The sequence below is a fragment of the Pseudomonas sp. KT_2_4 genome (assembly GCF_041410225.1).
Taxonomy (GTDB): Bacteria; Pseudomonadota; Gammaproteobacteria; order Pseudomonadales; family Pseudomonadaceae; genus Aquipseudomonas; species Aquipseudomonas paracarnis.
The window spans coordinates 2359158-2383830 of the sequence record NZ_CP166962.1 but is presented as its reverse complement, the minus strand read 5'-3'; the positions used below and the strand labels follow the sequence as shown (position 1 = coordinate 2383830).

At 59.8% G+C, this 24673-nt stretch carries 18 protein-coding genes and 2 pseudogenes; 16 read left to right on the top strand and 4 right to left on the bottom strand.

Annotation, left to right across the window (positions count from 1 at the left end; genetic code table 11):
• Nucleotides 1-12 precede the first annotated feature (12 nt).
• A pseudogene (locus tag AB9N64_RS10955) lies at nt 13-187 on the bottom strand (HNH endonuclease); the annotation flags it as partial.
• Nucleotides 188-253: 66 nt separating this feature from the next.
• On the bottom strand, nt 254-1504 hold the full coding sequence (locus AB9N64_RS10950; RefSeq protein ID WP_014719604.1) for a ribonucleotide-diphosphate reductase subunit beta: 1251 nt from the start codon (nt 1502-1504) through the stop codon (nt 254-256).
• Nucleotides 1505-1984: 480 nt separating this feature from the next.
• Between AB9N64_RS10950 and vapB the strand changes: the two genes are divergently transcribed.
• Together vapB and AB9N64_RS10940 are read left to right on the top strand one after the other, a co-directional pair.
• Entirely contained in the window at nt 1985-2215 is a 231-nt protein-coding gene (gene vapB, locus AB9N64_RS10945; protein WP_014719603.1) for a type II toxin-antitoxin system VapB family antitoxin, read from the top strand.
• Nucleotides 2212-2625 carry a type II toxin-antitoxin system VapC family toxin gene (locus AB9N64_RS10940; RefSeq protein ID WP_014719602.1) on the top strand — a complete coding sequence of 138 codons (414 nt, stop codon included), beginning with the start codon at nt 2212-2214 and terminating at the stop codon, nt 2623-2625. The genes vapB and AB9N64_RS10940 overlap by 4 nt, the downstream gene beginning before the upstream one ends.
• A gap of 137 nt (nt 2626-2762) precedes the next feature.
• On the opposite strand, the gene AB9N64_RS10935 is transcribed toward AB9N64_RS10940, so the two are convergent.
• Nucleotides 2763-3032 (bottom strand): DUF2790 domain-containing protein, encoded by a 270-nt coding sequence (locus AB9N64_RS10935; protein WP_014719601.1) that lies wholly within the window; start codon nt 3030-3032, stop codon nt 2763-2765.
• Nucleotides 3033-3430: 398 nt separating this feature from the next.
• Here AB9N64_RS10935 and acs point away from each other — a divergent pair, with 398 nt between their 5' ends.
• The 7 genes and pseudogenes from acs (at nt 3431) to argR (ending at nt 11478) form a co-directional block, all read left to right on the top strand.
• Nucleotides 3431-5386: an acetate--CoA ligase gene (gene acs / locus AB9N64_RS10930; protein WP_005790645.1), complete on the top strand. Its 1956-nt coding sequence runs from the start codon at nt 3431-3433 to the stop codon at nt 5384-5386.
• A gap of 696 nt (nt 5387-6082) precedes the next feature.
• Nucleotides 6083-6868 (top strand): ABC transporter substrate-binding protein, encoded by a 786-nt coding sequence (locus tag AB9N64_RS10925; RefSeq protein ID WP_020302951.1) that lies wholly within the window; start codon nt 6083-6085, stop codon nt 6866-6868.
• Nucleotides 6869-6959: 91 nt separating this feature from the next.
• Nucleotides 6960-7649: an ABC transporter permease gene (locus AB9N64_RS10920; RefSeq protein WP_003193627.1), complete on the top strand. Its 690-nt coding sequence runs from the start codon at nt 6960-6962 to the stop codon at nt 7647-7649.
• Nucleotides 7646-8344 carry an ABC transporter permease gene (locus tag AB9N64_RS10915; RefSeq protein ID WP_003193625.1) on the top strand — a complete coding sequence of 233 codons (699 nt, stop codon included), beginning with the start codon at nt 7646-7648 and terminating at the stop codon, nt 8342-8344. The genes AB9N64_RS10920 and AB9N64_RS10915 overlap by 4 nt, the downstream gene beginning before the upstream one ends.
• A gap of 1 nt (nt 8345) precedes the next feature.
• Nucleotides 8346-9459, top strand: a pseudogene (locus AB9N64_RS10910) (succinylglutamate desuccinylase/aspartoacylase family protein).
• Nucleotides 9460-9486: 27 nt separating this feature from the next.
• Nucleotides 9487-10251, top strand: coding sequence for an ABC transporter ATP-binding protein (locus AB9N64_RS10905; protein ID WP_371360249.1), 765 nt, complete (start codon nt 9487-9489; stop codon nt 10249-10251).
• 246 nt (nt 10252-10497) lie between these two features.
• Nucleotides 10498-11478, top strand: coding sequence for a transcriptional regulator ArgR (gene argR / locus AB9N64_RS10900; protein WP_014719597.1), 981 nt, complete (start codon nt 10498-10500; stop codon nt 11476-11478).
• A 7-nt stretch (nt 11479-11485) separates the two neighbouring features.
• Here the strand turns inward: argR and AB9N64_RS10895 are convergent, their stop codons facing one another.
• Complete coding sequence (locus tag AB9N64_RS10895) at nt 11486-16534, bottom strand: dermonecrotic toxin domain-containing protein (RefSeq protein WP_371360248.1); 5049 nt, start codon at nt 16532-16534, stop codon at nt 11486-11488.
• Between the two features lie 301 nt (nt 16535-16835).
• Between AB9N64_RS10895 and AB9N64_RS10890 the strand changes: the two genes are divergently transcribed.
• The 7 genes from AB9N64_RS10890 to astE all read left to right on the top strand — a co-directional run bounded on the left by AB9N64_RS10890 (nt 16836) and on the right by astE (nt 24664).
• A complete protein-coding gene (locus tag AB9N64_RS10890) occupies nt 16836-18056 on the top strand; it encodes an aspartate aminotransferase family protein (RefSeq protein ID WP_003193615.1) in 1221 nt (406 codons plus the stop codon).
• Between the two features lie 212 nt (nt 18057-18268).
• Nucleotides 18269-19288, top strand: coding sequence for an arginine/ornithine succinyltransferase subunit alpha (aruF, locus tag AB9N64_RS10885; protein WP_003175655.1), 1020 nt, complete (start codon nt 18269-18271; stop codon nt 19286-19288).
• A 51-nt stretch (nt 19289-19339) separates the two neighbouring features.
• Complete coding sequence (gene astA / locus AB9N64_RS10880; protein ID WP_003193612.1) at nt 19340-20365, top strand: arginine N-succinyltransferase; 1026 nt, start codon at nt 19340-19342, stop codon at nt 20363-20365.
• Nucleotides 20362-21831 carry a succinylglutamate-semialdehyde dehydrogenase gene (astD, locus tag AB9N64_RS10875; RefSeq protein ID WP_165901725.1) on the top strand — a complete coding sequence of 490 codons (1470 nt, stop codon included), beginning with the start codon at nt 20362-20364 and terminating at the stop codon, nt 21829-21831. The genes astA and astD overlap by 4 nt, the downstream gene beginning before the upstream one ends.
• Nucleotides 21832-21987: 156 nt before the next feature.
• Nucleotides 21988-23334, top strand: a complete 1347-nt coding sequence (astB, locus tag AB9N64_RS10870; RefSeq protein ID WP_032903464.1) for an N-succinylarginine dihydrolase — start codon at nt 21988-21990, stop codon at nt 23332-23334.
• A 26-nt stretch (nt 23335-23360) separates the two neighbouring features.
• The gene (locus AB9N64_RS10865) at nt 23361-23648 is read left to right on the top strand and encodes a hypothetical protein (protein WP_003175651.1); all 288 of its coding nucleotides are present in this window, start codon (nt 23361-23363) and stop codon (nt 23646-23648) included.
• Between the two features lie 11 nt (nt 23649-23659).
• Nucleotides 23660-24664 carry a succinylglutamate desuccinylase gene (gene astE / locus AB9N64_RS10860; protein ID WP_014719592.1) on the top strand — a complete coding sequence of 335 codons (1005 nt, stop codon included), beginning with the start codon at nt 23660-23662 and terminating at the stop codon, nt 24662-24664.
• The last annotated feature ends 9 nt before the right edge of the window (nt 24665-24673 follow it).

The window sequence follows — 24673 nt, the reverse complement described above, 5'->3', positions numbered from 1 at the left end:
GACAGCAGGAGTCTACTCCCGTGCCAATCTTCCGATCTTGGCGTAAAGCTCTTCGGTGAAAGCTTCCCGAGCGCTTGACCGGTGACAACGCTGATGGCAATTGGGGCACAAGGCTACAGCATTGGGGGGGGCGATCCGAACCCTTCCGGGCCAGGTGCTTGAGGTGATGTACTTCAAGAAATGGCAAATGCCTTTTTTACCGACGAAAAAAAGCCCTGAACATGCCAGGGCTTCCTTTAGTGCTTAGTCCGAATCAATCCCAGCTCAGCGCGCCGCCGGTCTGATACTCGATCACACGGGTCTCGAAGAAGTTTTTCTCTTTCTTCAAGTCCATGATCTCGCTCATCCACGGGAACGGGTTGGTGGTGCCTGGGTACTCTTCCTTCAAGCCGATCTGCGACAGGCGACGGTTCGCGATGAACTTGAGGTAATCCTCCATCATCGCCGCGTTCATGCCCAGCACCCCACGCGGCATGGTGTCGCGAGCGTATTCGATCTCCAGCTGCGTACCCTGCAGAATCATCTGGGTCGCTTCTTCCTTCATCTCGGCATCCCACAGGTGCGGGTTTTCGATTTTGATCTGGTTGATCACGTCGATACCGAAGTTCAGGTGCATCGACTCATCGCGCAGGATGTACTGGAACTGCTCGGCCACGCCGGTCATTTTGTTGCGGCGGCCCATGGACAGGATCTGGGTGAAGCCGCAGTAGAAGAAGATGCCTTCCAGTACGCAGTAGTAGGCGACCAGGTTGCGCAGCAGCTCTTTGTCGGTGTCGACGGTGCCGGTTTCGAACTTCGGATCGGAGATCGAGCGGGTGTACTTCAGGCCCCAGGCGGCCTTTTTGGCCACCGATGGAATCTCGTGGTACATGTTGAAGATCTCGCCTTCATCCATGGCCAGCGATTCGATGCAGTACTGGTAGGCGTGGGTGTGGATCGCTTCTTCGAAGGCCTGGCGCAGGATGTACTGGCGGCACTCCGGGTTGGTGATCAGGCGGTACACGGCCAGCACCAGGTTGTTGGCTACCAGGGAGTCGGCGGTGGAGAAAAAGCCCAGGTTGCGCATGACGATGCGGCGCTCGTCGTCGGTCAGGCCTTCGGGGTTTTTCCACAGGGCGATGTCGGCGGTCATGTTGACCTCTTGCGGCATCCAGTGGTTGGCGCAGCCGTCGAGGTACTTCTGCCAGGCCCAGTCGTACTTGAATGGCACGAGTTGGTTGAGGTCGGCGCGGCAGTTGATCATGCGCTTTTCATCAACGGCGACGCGGGCGGAGGCACCTTCCAGCTCGGCGAGGCCTTCGGCGACGTCGAGTTTGTCCAGGGCGGCCTTGGCGCGCACGATGGCGGCGGAGTCGTTGGCGGTGACGGCGCGGGCTTCCACGGCGGCAGCGGCGCCGGCACCGTCGAGACGGTCCATGTTGGCTTCGGTGGCGTGGCCGGCGTTGGCGCCTTTAGCGGCTACTTCGCCTTCTTCTTCTTTGTCGAATTCGTCCCAGCTCAGCATGACGTGTCGTCTCCTGCGTGAGGGCTCAAAGGTGCCCGTGTGAAACCGGATGGTTGGGTGTTCACACGGCCCTATGGCCGCGGTGGATCTTAAGGAATCGTTTGTTGCAACAGCTCGCGCAGGCAAATAAACGGAATCAGGTTGCGGGTGCTGCATGAGGCTTGAGGGGCGCAGCGATGCGTGCTTGCTGCAGCGCAGGCTCAAGGTCTGGCTCTTTATCCCTGTGTAAAGGGATATTGCAGGCCCGATTTACCCGCGCATTATAGGGAAAAAATTGGGTTTGTGTTGCGGCGGATGGTCACTGATTAGAGACAAAAAGGACGCTTTTTAAGCCGGGGTGAGAGTTTTCGGGCTGTTGCTGTCGCAAGTTTTTTTAGCAGCTGGCACACGTCTCCAATCGTCGGCCAATTGCCATATGTCTTGCATAGGCTTCAGGGTGTCCTTACATTGCATATGTCAGGCATAGGTAGAGGATGAATCATGCGCACAGTCTCAATTTTTAAAAATGGAAAGAACCAGGCTATTCGATTTCCAAACGACATGGCCTATGAGGGAGTCGGTGAGCTCGAAATCACCCGCAATGGAGATACGATTACATTACGACCTGTCCGACCTAGCTGGGGGTCGCTGAGTGAGTTACCCAGGGCGGACGAAGATTTTCTTCAGGAGCGTCAGGACGTTGTTGGCGATGAAGGCAGGTTCAACCTGTGACGACATACATGCTGGATACCTGCATTTGCTCGTTCATCATGCGTGAGCGGCCCGAGTGCGTGCTTAAGCGTCTGGCCTTGGAGGTGGCGAGGAGCAATCGAATCGTGATTTCGGCCATAACCTATGCCGAAATGCGATATGGACAGATTGGGAAAAAGGCATCGTCCAAACACAAGACGTTAGTCGATGAGTTTGTGAAGCGACTCGATGAAGTGTTGCCGTGGGGCGTGGCGGCGGTGGACGCGACGGTTGAGGTGAAGCGAAGCCTGACCGAGCAAGGGGCGATCATCGGCCAAAATGATACTGCTATTGCAGGGCATGCAATTGCTTCGGGGTGTACGTTGGTGACCAACAATATTCGGGAGTTCAGTCGCGTAGCGGGGTTGTCTTACGAGGATTGGGTCCATTAACCGGAGCGGGTGTTATGGCTGAAATCGCCATCGCAGGCAAGCCAGCTCCCACGATTGATGTGGGGTGTATTCAAGGGCGGGTTCTTGGCCGCAAGAACGATTTCTTGCGGCAATTAAGAATCCAACTTCAGAAGTTGTTAGCCGTTAGAGCAACCATTGCCCATCACTTGATAGTTAAGAATATGACGCTGGCCTTGCGAATCTTCATATTCCATCTTCACCGGTACAACTTCGCAGACTTCTGGAATGCTGCTCATGGACAAGACTTTGGCCACATCCAGGTGAGTGCTGTAGGTGTAGTCCTCAACGATCGGGGCGTTCTGGCCGGCCAGTTCAGTCGGGGCTTCGTCCGCCAGGGCGGCGGTGGCGCACAGGCTGCTCAGGGCCATCACTAATAACGCTTTCATTGCTTCATTACCTTCTTCAGGGCGAAAGGGGGCACGGGGCCCTTGTGAGGCCACGTGTGTCACTTAAAAGTTGGGAAGTTCGGATTAACGTTGCCTTCGTGGGGGCTGTTGCGTTGTTAATCAGAGTGCCTTGTTGGCGAAGTTGATTTTAGGCGCCTCGGTTATATTCATATACCCGTGGTTTTGATAAACACTTTTGGCGGTTTTTGTAACAATCCCTCGATTAAGCTTTTTTCAGAAAGCTGCCAAGCGCCGCAGCACGCGGGCCAGAGCGGTGAAACGGCATAGCAGGGCAATTTGTAGGGTCTTGTTACTACCATCGTCGAATGGTTCTATAGGCCCACCCCGGCTACAACAGGGGCCATACAACAACAACTATTGTCACCGAGGTAAGAAAGATGAGTGCGGCTTCCCTGTACCCCGTTCGCCCCGAAGTAGCAGCCAACACGCTGACCGACGAGGCGACCTACAAGGCCATGTACCAGCAGTCGGTGGTCAACCCCGATGGCTTCTGGCGCGAGCAAGCCAAGCGCCTTGACTGGGTCAAGCCTTTCACCGCGGTGAAGCAGACCTCTTTCGACGACCACCATGTCGACATCAAATGGTTCGCCGATGGCACCCTGAACGTTTCCTACAATTGCCTGGACCGTCACCTCGCCGAGCGTGGCGACCAGATCGCAATCATCTGGGAGGGCGACGACCCTGCCGAGAGCCGCAACATCACCTACCGCGAGTTGCATGAGGAAGTCTGCAAGTTCGCCAACGCCTTGCGCGGCCAGGATGTGCACCGCGGCGATGTGGTGACTATCTATATGCCGATGATTCCCGAAGCCGTGGTCGCCATGCTGGCCTGTACCCGCATCGGCGCGATCCATTCGGTGGTGTTTGGCGGTTTTTCCCCGGAAGCCCTGGCCGGTCGCATCATCGACTGTAAGTCGAAAGTGGTGATTACCGCTGACGAAGGCATCCGCGCTGGTAAGAAGATTCCGCTGAAGGCTAACGTTGACGACGCGCTGACCAACCCGGAAACCAGCAGCATCCAGAAGGTGATCGTGTGCAAGCGCACCAATGGCGCGATCAAGTGGAACCAGCATCGCGACATCTGGTACGAAGACCTGATGAAAGTGGCGGGTACTGTGTGTGCGCCAAAAGAAATGGGCGCCGAAGAAGCGCTGTTTATCCTCTATACCTCTGGCTCTACCGGCAAGCCTAAAGGCGTGCAGCACACCACCGGCGGCTACCTGCTCTATGCGGCCCTGACCCACGAGCGTGTATTCGACTATCGCCCGGGCGAAATCTACTGGTGCACTGCCGACGTGGGCTGGGTCACTGGCCACACCTACATCGTCTACGGCCCGCTGGCCAATGGCGCGACCACGCTGCTGTTCGAAGGCGTGCCGAACTACCCGGACATCACCCGCGTGGCGAAGATCGTCGACAAGCACAAGGTCAACATCCTCTACACCGCACCGACTGCGATCCGCGCCATGATGGCCTCCGGCACCGCGGCCTGCGAAGGCGCCGACGGCAGTAGCCTGCGCCTGCTGGGTTCGGTGGGCGAGCCGATCAACCCGGAAGCCTGGGACTGGTACTACAAGAACGTCGGCCAATCCCGTTGCCCGATCGTCGACACCTGGTGGCAAACCGAAACCGGCGCCACGCTGATGAGCCCACTGCCAGGCGCCCATGCGTTGAAGCCGGGTTCGGCGGCACGGCCGTTCTTCGGGGTGGTGCCGGCGCTGGTGGACAACCTGGGCAACATCATCGAAGGCGCCGCCGAAGGCAACCTGGTGATTCTGGATTCCTGGCCAGGCCAGGCGCGTACCCTGTACGGCGACCATGACCGTTTTGTCGACACGTACTTCAAGACCTTCCGCGGCATGTACTTCACCGGTGACGGCGCGCGTCGCGATGAGGACGGTTACTGGTGGATCACGGGCCGTGTGGATGACGTGTTGAACGTGTCCGGCCACCGCATGGGCACTGCCGAGATTGAAAGCGCCATGGTTGCGCACCCCAAAGTCGCCGAGGCGGCGGTGGTGGGTGTGCCGCATGACATCAAGGGGCAGGGCATTTATGTGTATGTCACCTTGAAGAATGGTGAAGAGCCTAACGAAGCACTGCGCCTGGAACTGAAGAACTGGGTGCGCAAGGAAATCGGGCCGATTGCCTCGCCGGATGTGATCCAGTGGGCGCCTGGGTTGCCAAAAACGCGCTCGGGGAAAATCATGCGGCGCATTTTGCGCAAGATCGCCACGGCTGAATACGATGGGTTGGGGGATATCTCTACCTTGGCAGATCCAAGCGTGGTGGCGCATTTGATTGAAACGCACAAAACCATGAACGTCGCGTAAGCGGAGTAGGTGGGACAAAGCCCCATTCGGTGCAAGCCGGGTGGGGCTTTTTTGTACGGCCTCAAGACCGCCCAGATTTAGTGTGGGAGCTGGCTTGCCTGCGATAGGGGTATGTCAGGCAAAGGTTGGTTGGCTGAGGCATCCCTATCGCAGGCAAGCCAGCTCCCACAGTTCAGATTGCATTTCATAAGGGGGTATGGATGGCGGTCTGACAGACCTGCATAGCCACCAAACCAATAAATATCGGTTTTCCCCGTAGGACGTTTCTGAATGTTACCGCCTCGCTCAAATGTGTAACCGCCCGCACAAACCTGGGGCGATGGACCACGCCTACGCCCCGAAAAACCGCGTTCTAGACATCCCCACAAATAAGATTAAACGCCAGACTTGCCGTGCTAGAAGGGTTTGCGAATAATAGGCCCGCAATTTGCAGCATCATCAGGTTTAATATCTTTTGTCTCTGCATAAAATTCAGAGGCTGTCAATGGGCTGGAACCGCTTTCTCAGTGCTTCTGTAAATTGTTGTCGCATTGAGGAAATATCGGCCTCCGGCCTGTCGTTAGAATGCCGATCACTCGCTCGTCGTCGCAGGTGTCGCCCGCGCAGGACGCAGCACCGCTATTCGGTTACACCTTCGCCGCATCGTGGGCCATGGCTCATACTGCTGTTTTTGCCCTATACCGATGGAGTCCCAAGATGAAGAAACTCGTGCTGTTGGGCGCCCTGGCGCTGTCCGTGCTGTCCATGCAGGCTTTCGCCGAAGGCAAGCCGCTGAAAATTGGTATCGAAGCGGCTTACCCTCCGTTTGCCTCGAAGGCGCCGGATGGCAGCATCGTCGGTTTTGACTACGACATCGGCAATGCGCTGTGCAAGCAGATGGACGTCAAGTGCACCTGGGTCGAGCAGGAATTCGATGGTCTGATCCCGGCACTCAAAGTGCGCAAGATCGACGCGATCCTGTCGTCCATGTCTATTACTGACGACCGCAAGAAATCCGTGGACTTCACCACCCGCTACTACCTGACCCCAGCTCGTCTGGTGATGAAGGAAGGCACCACCGTCAGCGACAGCCTGGATGAACTCAAGGGCAAGAAGATCGGTGTGCAGCGCGGTTCGATCCACGACCGTTTCGCCCGTGAAGTCCTGGCGCCAAAGGGTGCCGACATCAAGGGCTACAGCACCCAGAACGAAATCTACCTGGACGTGGCTGCCGGCCGCCTCGATGGTACCGTGGCTGACGCCACCCTGCTGCAAGACGGTTTCCTGAAAACCGACGCCGGCAAAGGCTACGCGTTCACCGGTCCGGCGTTTACCGACGTCAAATACTTCGGCGACGGCGTAGGCATCGCGGTACGCAAAGGCGACAAGGAAAACCTTGAGCGCATCAATGCGGCCATCGCTGCAATCCGTGCCAACGGCGAATACAAGAAAATCCAGGACAAGTACTTCGACTTCGATATTTACGGCGCTGACGCCAAGTAACTCATCGCAGCTGTCCGTCCGAAATGGCGCAAGCAACAGTCATCCTGAAGTTTGCGCCATTTTTTCATCCCCCTTTTCGAGGACCTGAATCATGTTGAAAGGCTACGGGGCCGTCATCCTCGATGGCGCATGGTTGACGCTTCAGCTCGCCTTGTCGTCCATGGCCTTGGCCATCGTTCTGGGTCTGATCGGGGTCGCGCTACGCCTGTCGCCGGTACGCTGGCTGGCTTGGCTGGGCGACCTGTACTCCACGGTGATCCGCGGGATCCCCGACCTGGTGCTGATCCTGCTGATTTTCTACGGCGGTCAGGACTTGCTTAACCGCGTCGCGCCGTTGCTGGGCTTTGACGACTATATCGACTTGAACCCCCTGGCCGCCGGTATCGGCACCCTGGGTTTTATCTTTGGCGCTTACCTGTCGGAAACTTTCCGTGGCGCCTTCATGGCCATTCCCAAGGGGCAGGCTGAAGCCGGCCTGGCGTATGGCATGAGCAGCTTCCAGGTGTTTTTCCGGGTGATGGTGCCGCAGATGATTCGGCTGGCGATCCCCGGGTTTACCAACAACTGGCTGGTATTGACCAAGGCCACCGCGCTGATTTCGGTGGTGGGTCTGCAAGACATGATGTTCAAGGCCAAGCAGGCGGCAGACGCCACCCGCGAGCCTTTTACCTTCTTCCTCGCAGTGGCGGCGATGTACCTGGTGATCACCAGCGTGTCGTTGCTGGCCTTGCGTTACCTTGAGAAGCGCTACTCGGTAGGCGTAAGGGCGGCTGATCTATGATCTTCGACTACAACGTCATCTGGGAGGCCATGCCGCTGTACCTTGGCGGCTTGCTGACCACCCTGAAACTGCTCGCTATCTCGCTGTTCTTCGGCCTGCTCGCAGCCTTGCCCCTGGGCTTGATGCGCGTGTCCAAGCAGCCGATCGTCAATGGCGTGGCCTGGCTTTATACCTACGTGATCCGCGGCACGCCGATGCTGGTGCAGCTGTTTTTGATCTACTACGGCCTGGCGCAGTTCGAGGTGGTGCGCGAAAGCTTCCTGTGGCCGCTGCTGTCCAGTGCCACGTTCTGTGCGTGCCTGGCGTTTGCCATCAACACCAGCGCCTATACCGCCGAGATCATCGCCGGCAGCCTCAAGGCCACGCCTAACGGTGAAATCGAAGCGGCCAAGGCCATGGGCATGTCGCGCTACAAACTGTACCGCCGCATCCTGTTGCCGTCGGCCCTGCGCCGTGCGCTGCCGCAGTACAGCAACGAAGTGATCATGATGCTGCAGACCACCAGTCTGGCCTCCATCGTCACGCTGATCGACATCACCGGTGCCGCGCGCACGGTGAACGCCCAGTATTACCTGCCGTTCGAAGCCTATATCACCGCCGGCGTGTTCTACCTGTGCCTGACCTTCATCCTGGTGCGCCTGTTCAAGTTGGCCGAGCGCCGCTGGCTGAGCTACCTGGCTCCACGGAAGCACTGATATGGAACGTATCGATCATCTGCTGCCCTGGGGGCATTTGGGCTGCGAACGCCAACTGAGCGTGTTTCGTTTCGGCAGTGGCGAGCGCAAGGCCTATATCCAGGCCAGCCTGCACGCCGATGAGTTGCCGGGTATGCGTGCCGCGTGGGAGCTGAAAAAAACGCCTCACCACGCTGGAACAGCAAGGCGCCCTCAACGGCGTGATCGAGTTGGTGCCGGTCGCCAACCCGATGGGGCTCGGCCAGTTGTTGCAGGGCAGCCACCAAGGGCGTTTCGAAGTCGGCAGCGGCAAGAATTTCAACCGCGATTTCGTCGAACTGAGCGAGCCGGTGGCCGAGTTGCTACAAGGCAAGCTGGGGGACGACCCGCACGCCAATGTGCGCCTGATTCGCCAGGCCATGAGCGATACACTCACCGCCTTGCCCGAGCCGAGCAGCCAGTTGCAAGGCATGCAGCGTATCCTGCTGAGCCATGCCTGCACCGCCGATGTGGTGCTGGACCTGCATTGCGATGCTGAGGCAGCGCTGCATATGTACGCGCTGCCCCAGCACTGGCCGCAGTGGCGTTCGTTGTCGGCACATTTGAATGTGAAGGTCGGCCTGCTGGCGGAGGATTCCGGCGGCAGTTCGTTTGACGAGGCGTGCTCGTTGCCGTGGCTGCGTTTGTCGCGCCTGTTCCCCGAGGCGCAAATTCCGCTGGCCTGTCTGGCGACGACGTTGGAATTGGGCGGCCAGGCCGACACCGGCCGTGATGAAGCCATCTTCCACGCCGAAGGCATCCTTGCGTTCCTCGCCGAACAAGGCTTGATCAAGGGCGAGTGGCCCGCGCCGCAACACGAACCTTGCGAAGGTGTGCCTTTCGAGGGCACCGAACTGCTGTTCGCGCCCCATGCCGGGGTGATCAGTTACCTGCGTAAAGCGGGCGACTGGGTAGAAACCGGCGACGAGATTTTTGAAGTGATTGACCCCCTGACTGACCGCGTAAGCACTATTTGCGCGGGCACCTCGGGGGTGTTGTTTGCCGTTGAACGGCTACGTTATGCCCAAGCGGGTTTCTGGCTGGCCAAGGTGGCGGGGCGCGAAGCGCTGCGTCACGGGCGCTTGCTCAACGACTGACCACCTGTTTTTGTGAGAACCGACCGCATGTACAAGCTTGAAGTCCAAGACCTGCATAAACGCTATGGCAGTCATGAAGTGCTCAAAGGTGTGTCCCTGGCCGCCGCCGCCGGTGATGTGATCAGCATCATCGGTTCCAGCGGTTCGGGCAAAAGTACCTTTTTGCGCTGCATCAACCTGCTGGAGCAGCCCCACGCCGGCAAGATTTTGCTCAATAACGAAGAGCTGAAACTGGTGGCCAACAAGGACGGCGCCATGAAGGCTGCCGACCCCAAGCAGTTGCAGCGCATGCGTTCGCGCCTGTCCATGGTGTTCCAGCATTTCAACCTGTGGCCGCACATGACCGCGATTGAAAACGTGATGGAAGCCCCGGTGCACGTGTTGGGCATATCCAAGAAAGAAGCCCGCGAGAAGGCCGAGCATTACCTGGCCAAAGTCGGCGTGGGCCATCGTAAGGATGCGTTCCCCGGCCACATGTCCGGTGGCGAGCAGCAGCGCGTAGCGATTGCCCGTGCACTGGCGATGGAGCCTGAGGTGATGCTGTTCGACGAACCTACTTCTGCGCTGGATCCGGAGCTGGTAGGCGAAGTACTCAAGGTGATGCAGGACCTGGCCCAGGAAGGCCGCACCATGGTGGTCGTGACCCACGAAATGGGCTTTGCCCGCGAAGTGTCGAACCAATTGGTGTTTTTGCACAAAGGCATCGTTGAAGAGCGTGGCAACCCGCGGGAAGTGCTGGTGAACCCGCAGTCGGAACGGTTGCAGCAGTTCCTCTCTGGCAGTTTGAAATAATCAAGACTGCTTTTGTGCACCGGGATAGTGCATGCTCCGCAGTCTTGAGGTAAGCCCCGATCCCCTGTGGGAGCTGGCTTGCCTGCGATAGCGATGTATCAGCCAATGATGTGTTAACTGACCCACCGCCATCGCAGGCAAGCCAGCTCCCACTGTTGATCTGTGTTTGTTTTGGGATTTGTAGTTGATTACGGGCTAGCATTGGCCCACAGCTTCTTTCACCGTTTTCGCTCCGGATAGCACTCCATGACCGCCCACAAAATTGGTTTCCTGATTTGGCCCAGCACAAAAGCCCTCACGCTTGCGCTGGCTGAGGAGGCCTTGCGCGTTGCCCAGCGGGTGCATCCGGATGTGATCTACGAGTTGTCGTTCCTGCTCGCCGAACCCGCCGTCGAAGGTGCCTGGCAACTGCCGGGCGAGCCGTGGGCCGGTAAGCTGGAGGGTTTTCAGAAGTTGTTCCTGTTGGCCGACGAACCGCCGACGGTCATCGCTTCGCCACTGAGCTCCGCGCTCAAGCAGCTTGTTCGGGCGGGGTGTGTGATCGGCGGCTTGTCAGCGGGGGTGTACCCGTTGGCCCAACTGGGCCTGCTCGATGGCTACCGCGCCGCCGTGCACTGGCGCTGGCAGGACGATTTCGCCGAGCGTTTCCCCAAGGTCATCGCCACCAGCCACCTGTTTGACTGGGACCGTGATCGCCTGACCGCTTGCGGCGGCATGTCGGTACTTGACCTGCTGTTGGCGGTATTGGCCCGTGACCATGGCGCCGAGTTGGCCGGTGCTGTGTCTGAAGAACTGGTGGTGGAGCGCATCCGCGAAGGCGGCGAGCGCCAGCGTATCCCGCTGCAAAACCGCCTGGGCTCCAGCCACCCTAAGCTGACCCAGGCGGTATTGCTGATGGAGGCCAATATCGAAGAGCCGCTGACCACCGACGAAATCGCCCAGCACGTGTGTGTTTCACGACGACAACTTGAACGCATCTTCAAGCAATACCTCAACCGCGTCCCCAGCCAGTATTACCTGGAGCTGCGCCTGAACAAGGCGCGCCAGATGCTGATGCAAACCAGCAAGTCGATCATCCAGATCGGCCTGTCCTGCGGCTTCTCCTCGGGGCCGCACTTCTCCAGCGCCTACCGCAATTTCTTCGGCGCCACTCCTCGCGAAGATCGCAACCAGCGTCGCAGCAGCAGCCCGTTCGAGTTGTCGTCGGTGCCTTCCGAGCGCGGGTGAGCTGCGTCTATTCTTCGCCCTCTGTTTCGGATGACGTCGCAGAGCGTGAGCTGGAGCGGTCTGGCGCGGGTTGTCGGGCTTGCGCTACATCGAAATCCACTGCCGTGCGGTTGTAATAGCGACGCAGAATGGCAAGTGCTACGGGTGAGAAGGGGTTGTCGCTCAGGTCAAAGCCTGCCGCTGAGTCCGGGTCTACTTCAAGCAGGTCCGTGGGCAACTCGGTGATGTGGTTATCGCTCAGGTTCAGTTGGGTGAGCGACGTCAGGTTGAACACCCCGTGAGGCACCTCGGTAAGCCTGGTGTTTTCCATCATCAGGGTTTCCAGGCCGGACATTTTGCTGACGTCGGGCGTCAGCGCCAGCGGGTTATCGCTCAGGTCCAGGTACTCCAGGTCGTGCAGGTCGCTCAAGGCGGCGACGCTGTCGGGGGTCAGTCGCAGATTGCATTGCGTGAGGCTGAGTGTGGTCAACTTGGGCAGCTTGAAGACGCCAGCGGGAATGTCTTGCAGGGCATAGCGGTGGATCAGCAGGCTTTCCAGATTGGGGAAACGTTCCAGAAAACCTTCGGGTATCGAGGTGGTTTCCTGTGCCCTCAGCTCCAGCTTGGAAATATGCTTGAAATCCACATTCAGTCTTGGCAGGTCTCCCCACAGCGGCAAGGTCAATGTCATTTGATGGGACTGCGTCAGCGGGTCATGGCTTAAGTCCAGGCTGGTTTCACGCCGCCAGCCTTGCTCCAGCAGAGCGCGGATTTGCGCTCGAATGAGTTGTTGCTGTGGGCGAATCTGTTCATCCATGGGCAGGTTCGTGACGGGGTGGCTCTCAGGCACATCCACCACCCATTCCTGCAGGTCGGCTTGCAAGCGTTCGTAGTCGGCCTTGAGGCGCACGAGATTCGCCATCGAATCATCCAGCCCGCCCGGTAGCCTGAAGATAAATTGATTGGCCTCGGGAACGTTGTAGGTCGGGTAAAGCGCTTGGACCAGGCGAACCTCATCTGGATTGGCTTGGACGCCAAAATGTTCCCCGGTGCTCTGGCAGTAGGTTTTTATCCGTTCCAGGGTTGCGCGCGTCAGCGGGTTGCCGGAAAGGTCGTAGGCCTTGGCAGCACTGGCGGGCAACGAATACAGGGCTTCTGGCAGCCTGCGCAGGTTATTGTGGCTGAGATTGGCGTTTGCCAGCCGAGGCCGATTGAGCAGGCCTGTGGGAAAGATGGAAATACCGCAGTGGCTCAGGTTGAGTGTTCGCAGGTTGGCCATGTTTTCGAAATTGGGCGCCAGCACCAGCGGGTTGTGGGACAGGTCAAGGGTATGCAGCTCGGTCAGGTTGGCCAGGGCTGCTCGGGTTGGGGTGGTCAGGTTGAGTGCGCAGCCGCGCAGTGTCAGCGCGTTAAGGTGGGTCAATGCACTGATTTCGCCGGGCAGTGTTCTGAGGGTCATGTCGCTGATGGCCAGTCGGCGCAATCCGGGGAAAGATGCCAGGAAGCCCGGCGTGCCGCGGGTGGTCAAGTAACCCTGGAATTCCAGGGTAGTGATGTGCCCAAGGCGGGTATCGAGCGCGGGCAGTTCCCCATAAATGGGCTGGTTGAGTTGCAGCAGGTGACCGTTGTCATAAGCAGGGTCTACGGGGGTGTTGTGGCGCCAGGCGCCGATCAGTTTTTGTGACCAGAGAAAGCGATTTTGCTGTTCCGCAGCAATCCGCCAGCGGCTCAACGGTAAATCTGTACCGACAAGGGTCTGCGGCACATTCTGCTGCCATGTCCGCAGGTTGGTTTCCAGTTGCGAGAACTCTTTCTTCAGAAATTGAAGGGTACCCCAGGGTGTGCCGGGATCGTTTTGCATGGCGGCGAGTACGGCCGTCACCTGGCTGGGGCTCAGTTGTGGGTACAGGGCATGCAACTGACTCTCCAGCGAGACCCCTTCGCTGCTGCCAGCGGTGACCGGGCTGGCGTCGTAGCCCTCCATGCCGCCGGGTAGGCGCACCAATGTCGGGTCATAGGACGGTTTGAGCAGCGGAACTTCGGCCAGCAGGGCGCCAAGTTCGTCATGTGCCAATGTGTGTTGGCGCAAGGTTTCTCTCAAGTGCGGGCCTTGGCCTATCTGCATAGCCAGTGCGTCGCGCTGTGCATCGGGGAGTGCCTGGAGCACGGCGGTGTAGAAATCGGTTTCACCAAGCAGGGTGCCCTTGCTGTCTTCGGGAATGTAATCGCCTTCGATGGTGCGCAGCAGCAGGCGTCGGATGGGCGCCTGGGCGGGGCCGATAGCGTCGCGCAGGTGACCATCGCGCTTGAAGTCGCGAACTTCCAGACGCACCTGAGGCGACCAGCCCGGCAATTTTTCCAGGGAGTGCAGGGCGAGTCGATGGGTGTCGCCGCTCTCCAGCGCACCCATGTACAGGCCTTCATAGGCCCGGCTGATTCTGACCTGATGGGCCGCCCAGCGTGCGCGTTCGACCAGGTGCGAAGGCAGCGTGCCCTGGTCGATGTCGAGCAAGTCCTGGCCGTGGGCACTGAGCAGGACCTCCTCGGCCGCGCTGACGGGCAGGCCCGGTGTGCTGTCGATGAGCTTTTGCACGCGCGCATCGGTGGTCAGCTCCAGGCCTCGATAGCGCGCGTCGAACATCGAAGCGCGTTTATCCTCGGCTCTGCGTGCCAGCTGTTTGCGCAGCTTGGCGGCGCGCACATGCAGTTGGGGGGGCGGGCTACCGAAGTCTTCCTCCAGCACTGTCTTGCGCTCTGACTCGTCGAGGGTTTCCAGCAGGGTCTTGAGCAGGTCGCCGTTGTTCATCTGCGCTTCATGAATTTGCGCTACCGCCGCATTTTCCCTGCCTGGGTGTTCCCATACGGTTTCGCCTTTGGCATTCAGAAAGCGCAGGGTCTTGGATTCCGGCCACAGGCCGGTCTGGCTAAGCAGCCAGAGTTGGGTTTGCGTGTCGGCTTTTGCGTAAACCAGTGGGTCGTCGCTGTTCATCTGGTCGATGAAGTCTTGCAGTTGCTGGTCGATATGGATGCGCTTGAGGCTGTCGGCCAGCAAGGGCGGTGGCGGTTGGCGGTCCATGTAGAGTTTGCGCAGGGCACCATCGTCGGTGCTGCTGATGCGCTGTGCCTGTTCCAGGCCGGTTTCGCTGAGAGCGTTGGCGGGCTCGCCGAGTCTGCGCAACAAGGTGCTGCGATGCCATGTCAGCGGGTGATCCAGTGGGGTTATCCAGGCGCCTTTGCCATTGCCGATAACGGGCGGTTGGTAGGCATGCGCATGGCTTGGGTGCGCCAGCACGGCGTTGCCCGCTTGTTGCTTGACGGCAAAGTGTTGCCCTTCAAGGGGCAGGATCTGCTTGTCCCCGTAGGCATGCAATCCATCGGCCTTGGGGCGCGAGGCGGTGGGCAATTGGAGGTCGTGGGCGTAGGGGCTCAGGTCTGGGTTCCACAGGCGCGTTTTGCCGTCGTCCGAGCTGACCGGATGAAGGCGCTCGAAAAACGCCCAGACTTCCCGAGGCAGTGCCTGGCGTAGCAGCCCTTCGGCAATCGGTGCGCCGACCGCGAACATACCCAATTGCACCATTTGCTCCAGGGTCGACATCAGGTGCCCGAACGCCTGGCGCTTGAGACCCTCGGCCCAATCGACGATGCCTTCGAATACGTCATCGAGCAGTTGATAGGCGGTGTAGCCGAGCATCAGTAAGCCCAGGGGGGGAATGAACGGCGTGGCGATGAAGGCGGCGATTTCGAGCAGGGCCTTACCGATTTTCTGCACGATGGCCCAGCGCTGCCAGCGTGCCTTGCTGTCGGCGTCGGCGGTGGACACGGCGATGCTTCGCGCGTCATTGAGCAGCTTATTGAGTTTGGTTTCATAGAGGTGTTCGTACAGCTCGCCCGTGATTTTCGTCGCGTGCAACTGCAGGTTGGGGTTGGCCACAGGTTCGGCGCGCCAGGTCGGCCTGGGGTCGCCGGGGACGGGGTGATGCCAGGTAACCTGGGACAAGCGGTTATGCAGGTTGGCAAAGAAGTAGGCGCGGTGCTCGTGGCTTATAAAGCGGCTGAAGAATGCCTGGTAATCGGCATCGCGCAATTTGCGGATCAGGTCTTGAATGAATGCGATGCCATCGTGGTAATACTTGAGCGGTGCCTGTGGGTCGCCGGGAATGTAGGCAACCACGGGCACTGCGCTGTGGTGCAGTTCCAGGTCTGCGGCGAACAGCACAATGCCGGCCAGTGGTGCGTCCATCAGGCTCAGGTCGTGGCTGAGCAGCGTCTTACCGTCGAGTGTCAGGCCGCTGATGCCTTTGAGTTGAGCCTGGAGCGTGCGTAACACCCGCTCGCTGCCGTCCTTTTTCAGGCGCGCCAGGTGTACGGCAGTTTGGGCCTCGGCTTTGAGGCTCTCGATGACAGTGCTGCGCAGCGAAGCCTTGCGTTTGGCATCGTTGAAGCCGAAAAATGTCTTGAGGTAGTTCTGGTATTGCGCACCGATGTCCAGTTCACGGCACAGCCCGACGAAGGTCTGGATGCTGACTTTGCTGTTCACTGAGGGCAGGGTGTCGAATTGCCCGGTGGCGGTGGGTTGGGTAATGAAGCTGGAGTCCGCGGTGAAGGCAGTTTTCTCGCTTTCTGCTGCGTCGAAGTTATGCAGCGCGGCGTCCACCAACGACACGGTCCAGACGTTGACGCCGCCAGTTTCTATAGGAAACAGTGGGATCGTCAGGGGCGCATACAGGCGCAGATGGGTGGTGCGGACATCAATCTCCACGCCCCATCTTGTCTTGAGCGCCTGTTGCAGAAGCGGTGCGGCGAAGGCCTGCGGTGTCTTGAGGTCGGCCAGTGCCGTGTCCACTTTGCTTTGCGCAGTCCAACTCTGCTCCACCGCCTGCTTGAGGGGCGCATGTTGCTGGCGGCTGGCGTCGGCCTGCCAGTTGGCAATGTCCAGTGGTGCATTCTTCAAGGCTTGGCGCTTGTCATCCGAGGCGCTTGCCAGCCAGCCCGGCAGGCGTGTGTGAAACCCGGGGGGTACTTGGGTGGCGGCGACTGCGAGGCGCTGGCTGATGGTCGTGGGGTAGGGCGTGGGCACGAGGCTGATCCTTCAGTGGGAGTGAGTCACTGTCATCACAGCAAGCCTGATGGGTTCACGGGCAGCAGATAGTTAAGGCATTAGGCGAAAATCAGCGGGCCGTGCCTCTGCCTCTCACTGAACGCAGCGTTTACACTGCGCCATTGCGATGCAATATGTCGCATTGCCGTAAACCCGCGTAAAACCGGGGTTGGCGCTATAAGAAGTTGTCGCTTGGCGACAAGGTGGCGCTGAAAACTGTCCTTACAATCCCTGCATCGCCCGCCAGTTCCAGGCAGGCGTTCCTCTTCAGGAGACTCCGATGTCCGTTGAGCAAGCCCCGGTGCAACGTGCCGATTTCGACCAAGTGATGGTGCCCAACTACGCACCTGCTGCCTTTATCCCTGTACGTGGCGCAGGTTCGCGCGTGTGGGACCAGGCCGGTCGCGAGCTGATCGACTTTGCCGGCGGCATCGCGGTCAACGTATTGGGCCATGCGCACCCGGCGCTGGTCGGTGCACTGACCGAACAGGCCAACACGCTGTGGCATGTCTCCAACGTGTTCACCAACGAGCCGGCCTTGCGTCTGGCCCACAAGCTGATCGACGCCACCTTTGCCGAGCGCGTGTTCTTCTGCAACTCCGGCGCCGAAGCCAACGAGGCCGCGTTCAAGCTGGCCCGTCGCGTGGCGTTCGACCGTTTTGGCAGCGAGAAGTACGAGATCATCGCCGCGTTGAACAGCTTCCACGGCCGTACCCTGTTCACCGTCAACGTCGGTGGCCAGTCGAAGTACTCCGATGGTTTCGGGCCTAAAATCACCGGCATCACCCACGTTCCTTATAACGACCTGGCTGCGCTGAAAGCGGCAGTGACCGATAAGACCTGCGCCGTGGTTCTGGAACCGATCCAGGGCGAAGGCGGTGTACTGCCGGCCGAACTGGCTTACCTGCAAGGCGCTCGCGAGCTGTGCGACGCCCACGACGCACTGTTGGTATTCGACGAAGTGCAAACCGGTATGGGCCGCACCGGCCACCTGTTTGCCTACCAGCATTACGGCGTGACGCCAGATATCCTCACCAGCGCCAAGAGCCTGGGCGGCGGCTTCCCGATTGCGGCGATGCTCACCCGTGAAGACTTGGCCAAGCACCTGGTAGTCGGCACCCACGGCACCACCTACGGCGGCAACCCGCTGGCGTGCGCGGTAGCGGAAGCGGTGATCGACGTGATCAACACCCCAGAAGTGCTGGCGGGTGTGAATGCCAAGCACGACCTGTTCAAGGCGCGCCTGGAGCAGATCGGCAAGCAGTACGGCATCTTCACCCAAGTGCGTGGCATGGGCTTGTTGATCGGTTGCGTACTCAGCGATGCCTTCAAAGGCAAGGCCAAGGACGTGTTCAACGCGGCCGAAAAAGAGAACTTGATGATCCTGCAAGCCGGCCCTGACGTGGTGCGTTTTGCACCGAGCCTGGTGGTGGAAGAGGCGGACATCAATGAAGGCCTGGATCGTTTTGAGCGTGCTGTGAAGACGTTGACGCAAGCCTGATAGCGACACATTTTATTGGCCGGACCTGAACAAATGTGGGAGCTGGCTTGCCTGCGATAGCATCACCTCGGTGCCGTTGATATACCGAGTTGCCTGTATCGCCGGCAAGCCAGCTCCCACATGGATCTGCTTACACATTGAGACCGATGTGTATCCGGGGCCTGTGTCCGGCATTTTTTCCTCTGTGAGTTTTCGAGTTAAGGAGTGACACCATGCTGGTGATGCGCCCCGCGCAAATGGCTGATCTGGGCGAGGTACAGCGTCTGGCTGCGGACAGCCCGATTGGTGTCACCTCCTTGCCGGATGATGTGGAACGCCTGAGCGACAAGATCGCGGCCAGCGAAGCGTCCTTCGCGGCCGAGGTGAGTTTCAACGGTGAAGAGAGCTATTTCTTCGTGCTGGAAGACACCGAGACCGGCAAGCTCGCCGGCTGCTCGGCTATCGTAGCCTCGGCCGGTTACTCCGAGCCGTTCTATAGCTTTCGTAACGAAACCTTCGTGCACGCCTCCCGCGAGCTGAAGATCCACAACAAGATCCACGTGCTTTCCCAGTGCCACGACCTTACCGGCAACAGCCTGCTCACTAGCTTTTATGTGGTGCCTGAGCTGGTCGGTTCGCCGTGGTCGGAACTCAATTCCCGTGGCCGACTGCTGTTTGTCGCCAGCCATCCTGAGCGCTTTGCCGACTCGGTGGTGACCGAGATTGTCGGCTACAGCGACGAGAACGGCGATTCACCGTTCTGGGATGCCATTGGCCGCAACTTCTTCGACCTCAACTACGCCGCCGCCGAGCGCCTGTGCGGGCTGAAAAGCCGTACCTTCCTCGCCGAGTTGATGCCGCACTACCCGATCTACGTGCCGCTGCTGCCGGACGAAGCCCAAGAGGCCATGGGCCAGGTGCACCCGCGTGCGCAAATCACCTTCGACATCCTCATGCGTGAAGGCTTCGAAACTGACCATTACATTGACATCTTCGACGGTGGCCCGACGCTGCACGCCCGGGTCTCGGGCATTCGCTCAATCGCCCAGAGCCGCGTGGTGCCGGTGAAGATCGGCGAGATGGTCAAGGGCGTTGGCCGCCAGTACTTGGTGAGCAACGCGCAGTTGCAGGATTACCGTGCGGTGATGCTGGAGCTGGACTACGCGCCCGGCAAACCGGTGACCCTGGACCTGGCGGCAGCCGAAGCGCTGGGTGTTGGTGAAGGCGCCAGTGTGCGCCTGGTTGCGGTTTAAAAAGAGAGTTTCGCGGGTGGCTGACAACAGCGGCCCGTTCGAGGAGATAGCATGATCGTTCGTCCCGTACGCAGCAGCGATTTACCGGCCCTGATTGATCTGGCGCGCAGCACTGGCACCGGTCTCACCACCTTGCCGGCCAACGAAGAGCGCCTGACCCACCGGGTGGGCTGGGCGGAAAAAACCTTTCGCGGCGAAGCCGGGCGCGGCGATGCCGACTACCTGTTCGTGCTGGAAAACGACGAAGGCCGCGTGGTGGGAATCTCTGCCATCGCTGGCGCCGTTGGCCTGCGCGAGCCGTGGTACAACTTCCGGGTTGGGCTGACTGTCAGCGCTTCCCAGGAACTGAATATCTACCGTGAGATACCGACGCTGTTCCTGGCCAACGACCTCACCGGTAATTCCGAATTGTGCTCGTTGTTTTTGCATGCCGATTACCGCAACGGCCTCAACGGTCGCATGCTCGCCAAGGCGCGCATGTTGTTTATCGCCGAGTTCCCGCAACTGTTCGGCAACAAGATCATTGCCGAGATGCGCGGTGTGTCCAACGATGCTGGGCGTTCGCCGTTCTGGGAAAGTCTGGGCCGGCACTTCTTCAAGATGGAGTTCAGCCAGGCCGACTACCTCACCGGCGTGGGCAACAAGGCGTTTATCGCCGAGCTGATGCCCAAGTTTCCGCTGTACAGCTGCTTTCTCTCCGAAGACGCGCGCAATGTGATCGGCAAGGTCCACCCGGACACCGAGCCGGCCCTGAGCATGCTCAAGAGCGAAGGCTTCAGCTACCAGGGCTATGTGGATATTTTCGACGCCGGCCCGGCGGTGGAATGTGAAACCAGCAAGATCCGTGCGGTGCGCGACAGCCAGTCACTGGTGTTGGCCATCGGCACGCCGGGGGACGACGCCACGCCGTTCCTGATCCATAACCGCAAGCGCGAAGAATGCCGTATCACCGCCGCTCCGGCCCGTCTGGCGGCAGGTACCCTGGTGGTCGATCCACAGACCGCCAAGCGCCTGCAGCTGGTGGTGGGTGATCAAGTACGTGCTGTTGCGTTGTCTGCTGCTCGGGAGTCCAAATAATGAATTCGTTGTATATCGCAGGTAGCTGGCTGGCTGGCCAGGGTGAGTTGTTTGAATCGCGCAACCCGGTGACCCAGCAAGTGCTGTGGGCTGGTAACGGTGCCAGCGCTGAACAGGTCGAATCCGCCGTGCAGGCTGCGCGTCAGGCATTCCCGGCATGGGCCAGGCGCCCGCTCGAAGAACGCATCAGCGTGCTGGAAACCTTCGCCGCCACGCTTAAAAGCCGTGCCGATGAAATCGCCCGCTGCATTGGCGAAGAAACCGGCAAGCCCCTGTGGGAGTCGGCCACTGAAGTCACCAGCATGGCCAATAAGATTGCGATCTCGGTGCAAAGCTACCGCGAGCGTACTGGCGAGAAGAGCGGCCCCCTGGGCGACGCCACCGCAGTGTTGCGCCATAAGCCCCACGGTGTGGTGGCGGTGTTCGGCCCTTACAACTTCCCTGGGCACTTGCCCAATGGGCACATCGTCCCGGCGTTGCTGGCGGGTAACACCGTGCTGTTCAAACCGAGCGAACTGACCCCCAAGGTCGCCGAGCTGACCGTGCAGTGCTGGATCGAAGCCGGTTTGCCACCGGGCGTGCTGAACCTGCTGCAAGGCGCGCGGGAAACCGGCATCGCCCTGGCGGCCAACCCAGGCATCGACGGCCTGTTCTTTACCGGCTCCAGCCGCACCGGCAACCACTTGCACCAGCAATTCTCAGGGCGCCCCGACAAGATCCTGGCCCTGGAAATGGGCGGTAATAACCCGCTGGTCGTGGACGAAGTCGCCGACGTGGATGCGGCGGTGTACACCATCATCCAGTCGGCGTTTATCTCGGCAGGCCAGCGTTGCACCTGTGCCCGCCGCTTGCTGGTGCCGCAAGGTGCCTGGGGCGATGCCTTGCTGGCGCGCCTGGTGGCGGTGAGTGCGAGCCTTGAAGTGGGCGCTTTCGATCAGCAACCGGCGCCGTTCATGGGTTCGGTGATCTCCCTGGCTGCGGCCAAAGCCTTGATGCAAGCCCAGGAACTGATGTTGGCCAATGGCGCCGTGGCACTGCTGGAGATGACTCAGCCTCAGGCTCAGGCCGCTTTGTTGACCCCTGGCATCATCGACGTAACCGGTGTGACGGAGCGTGAAGATGAAGAGCTGTTTGGGCCGCTGCTGCAGGTGATCCGCTATGCGGATTTTGCCGGTGCCATCGCGGAGGCCAACAACACCCAGTACGGCCTGGCCGCTGGCCTGTTGTCGGACTCCGAAGCGCGTTACCAGCAATTCTGGCTGGAAAGCCGCGCCGGCATCGTCAACTGGAACAAGCAGTTGACCGGCGCTGCCAGTACCGCGCCGTTCGGTGGTGTCGGGGCGTCGGGCAATCATCGCGCCAGTGCCTATTACGCGGCGGATTATTGCGCGTACCCGGTGGCTTCGCTGGAGACGCCGAGCCTGATAGTCCCGGCAACGCTCACGCCAGGTATAACGCTGATCTAAATGTGGGAGCGGGCTTGCTCGCGAATGCGGTGTTTCATTCAACATTTGAAGTGACTGAACCACCGTTTTCGCGAGCAAGCCCGCTCCCACAATGGATCTGTGGTGTATTCAAGTGATTTGATGCCTATAAAAACAGATGTTCGTGGAGCCTCGCCGATGAAATCCTGTGAAGTCAATTTTGACGGTCTAGTGGGGCCGACCCATAACTACGGCGGTTTGTCCTTCGGCAACGTCGCGTCCCAAAGCAACAGCCAGCAGTCTTCCAACCCGAAGGAAGCGGCGTTGCAGGGCCTGCAGAAAATGAAAGCCCTGATGGACATGGGCTTTGTGCAAGGTGTATTGGCGCCCCAGGAGCGCCCGGATGTAGCCGCCTTGCGCAGCTTGGGTTTCAGCGGCACCGACGCCCAGGTAATCCAGCAGGCTGCCAGGCAGGCTATGCCTTTGCTGGTAGCGAGCTGCTCGGCATCCAGCATGTGGGTAGCCAACGCCGCCACCGTCAGCCCAAGCGCCGACACCGCAGACGGCCGTGTGCATTTCACTGCCGCCAACCTCAATTGCAAATACCACCGCAGCATCGAGCACCCCACCACCAGCCGCGTGCTGGGGGCGATGTTCGCCGATGGCAAGCATTTCGCTCACCACGCCGCCTTGCCGGCCGTGGCGCAATTTGGCGATGAAGGCGCGGCCAACCACACGCGTTTCTGTCGTGAGTACGGTGAGGCGGGCGTCGAGTTTTTCGTCTTCGGCCGTAGTGCTTTCGACCCTCGTTACCCGGCCCCGCAGAAGTACCCGGCGCGCCAGACCCTCGAAGCCTCCCAGGCCGTTGCGCGCCTGCATGGCTTGAAGGATGACGGTGTGGTCTACGCCCAGCAGAACCCGGCGGTGATCGACGCGGGTGTGTTCCACAACGATGTGATCGCGGTGGGCAACGGCGAAGTGCTGTTCTATCACGAGGATGCGTTCCTCAACACCGAGCAGATGCTCGCCGAACTGCACGGCAAGTTGGGCAAGCTGGGCGGCAACTTCCAGTCGGTGTGTGTGCCTCGCGCGTTGGTCAGTGTCGAGGACGCGGTGCGTTCCTACCTGTTCAACAGCCAGTTGCTGACTCGTCCTGATGGTTCGATGCTGCTGATCGTGCCAGAAGAGTGCCGCGCCAATGAGCGCGTGTGGCAGTACCTGCAAGGTCTGACCGCTTCCGGCGGGCTGATTCGTGAGGTCAAGGTCTTCGACCTCAAGCAAAGCATGCAAAATGGCGGTGGGCCGGCGTGCCTGCGCCTGCGCGTGGCGTTGAACGAAACCGAGCTGGCGGCCGTGAACCCAGGGGTTATCATGACCGCGCCGTTGTACGAAACCCTGACCCAATGGGTGGGCAAGCACTACCGTGACAGCCTGCGCGAAACCGACCTGGCTGACCCGCAGTTGCTGCTTGAGTGCCGGACGGCATTGGATGAACTGACGCAAATCCTTAAACTGGGCTCGGTTTATCCTTTCCAGATCAATTAATGCCACACGGCTGAGATATTTTATTTATGACCGACACCCTGAAACTCATCCTTGAAGACACCGACGGCACCCAGCTGGAAACCTCCTGCACCCGCGTCGCCGTGGTCTGGCAGGGCAAGGAGATCTGGATCCAGCACGATGGCCGCGGCCAACTGCTGATTGGCGTAGACGTAGAAGAGGGCGACGCCGAGTACGCCAACCTGCTGATGCGCCCATTGGCCACCAACCTGATGAGCCTGCAACTGGAAATGGAACCGGCCGACGTTGAAGGTGACGACGACGATCATGTCCATGGCCCAGGCTGCAACCACTAAGGAAGCTGCTTATGCTCGCCCTCGGCAAACTGCTTGAACTGACCCTCGCCGGTCGTGAACCGGCGCAAAAAATTCAACTGACTGTCGACGGCGTGCAGATGCGCTGGCTCAGCGAAGGCGCGCTTGAAGTGCGCCCTCCTGAAGCTCTGGACAACGGCAGCGACTTGCTGCTGTCGTCCGGCATCCATGGCAACGAAACCGCGCCGATCGAATTGCTCGACCGCCTGTTGCATGGCATTGCCCGCGGGGAGATCAAACCCCGCACCCGTATTCTGTTCCTGTTCGGTAATACCGAGGCCATGCGCCGCGGTGAGCGTTACCTCGAGCTGGACGTCAACCGGCTGTTCAATGGCCGGCATGAACAAAACATCGGCCCCGAAGCCATGCGCGCCGCCGAGCTTGAGCAATTGGCCCGCAGCTTTTTCAGCCTGCCTGGCCGTTCGCGCCTGCATTACGACCTGCATACCGCGATTCGTGGTTCGAAAATCGAACAGTTCGCGTTGTACCCGTGGAAAGAAGACCGACAGCATTCGCGCCGTGAGCTGGAGCGCCTGAACGCGGCTGGCATGCAGGCGGTGCTGTTGCAGAACAAAACCTCGATTACCTTCACCGCGTTTACCTACGAGCAACTCGGCGCCGAGGCGTTCACCCTGGAGTTGGGCAAGGCCCGGCCGTTCGGGCAGAACGACGGTGTGGACGTGTCGCGCCTGGAAGCGCGTCTGAAGCAGATCATCGAGGGCAACGAGCCTGAGACCGGTAGCCTCGACGGCCTGCAACTCTTCGCCGTTGCGCGAGAAGTGATCAAGCACAGCGACGCCTTCCTGATGCACCTGCCCGCAGATGTGGAAAACTTTTCGGAATTGGAAAGGGGCTACCTGCTGGCCGAAGACGTGGCCAAGACCCGTTGGGTGATCGAGGAGGAGGGCGCCCGCATTATCTTTCCCAACCCAAAGGTGAAGAACGGCTTGCGCGCCGGGATATTGATCGTGCCCACCACGGATGCCGGCCTGGCCTGAGAGCCAAGT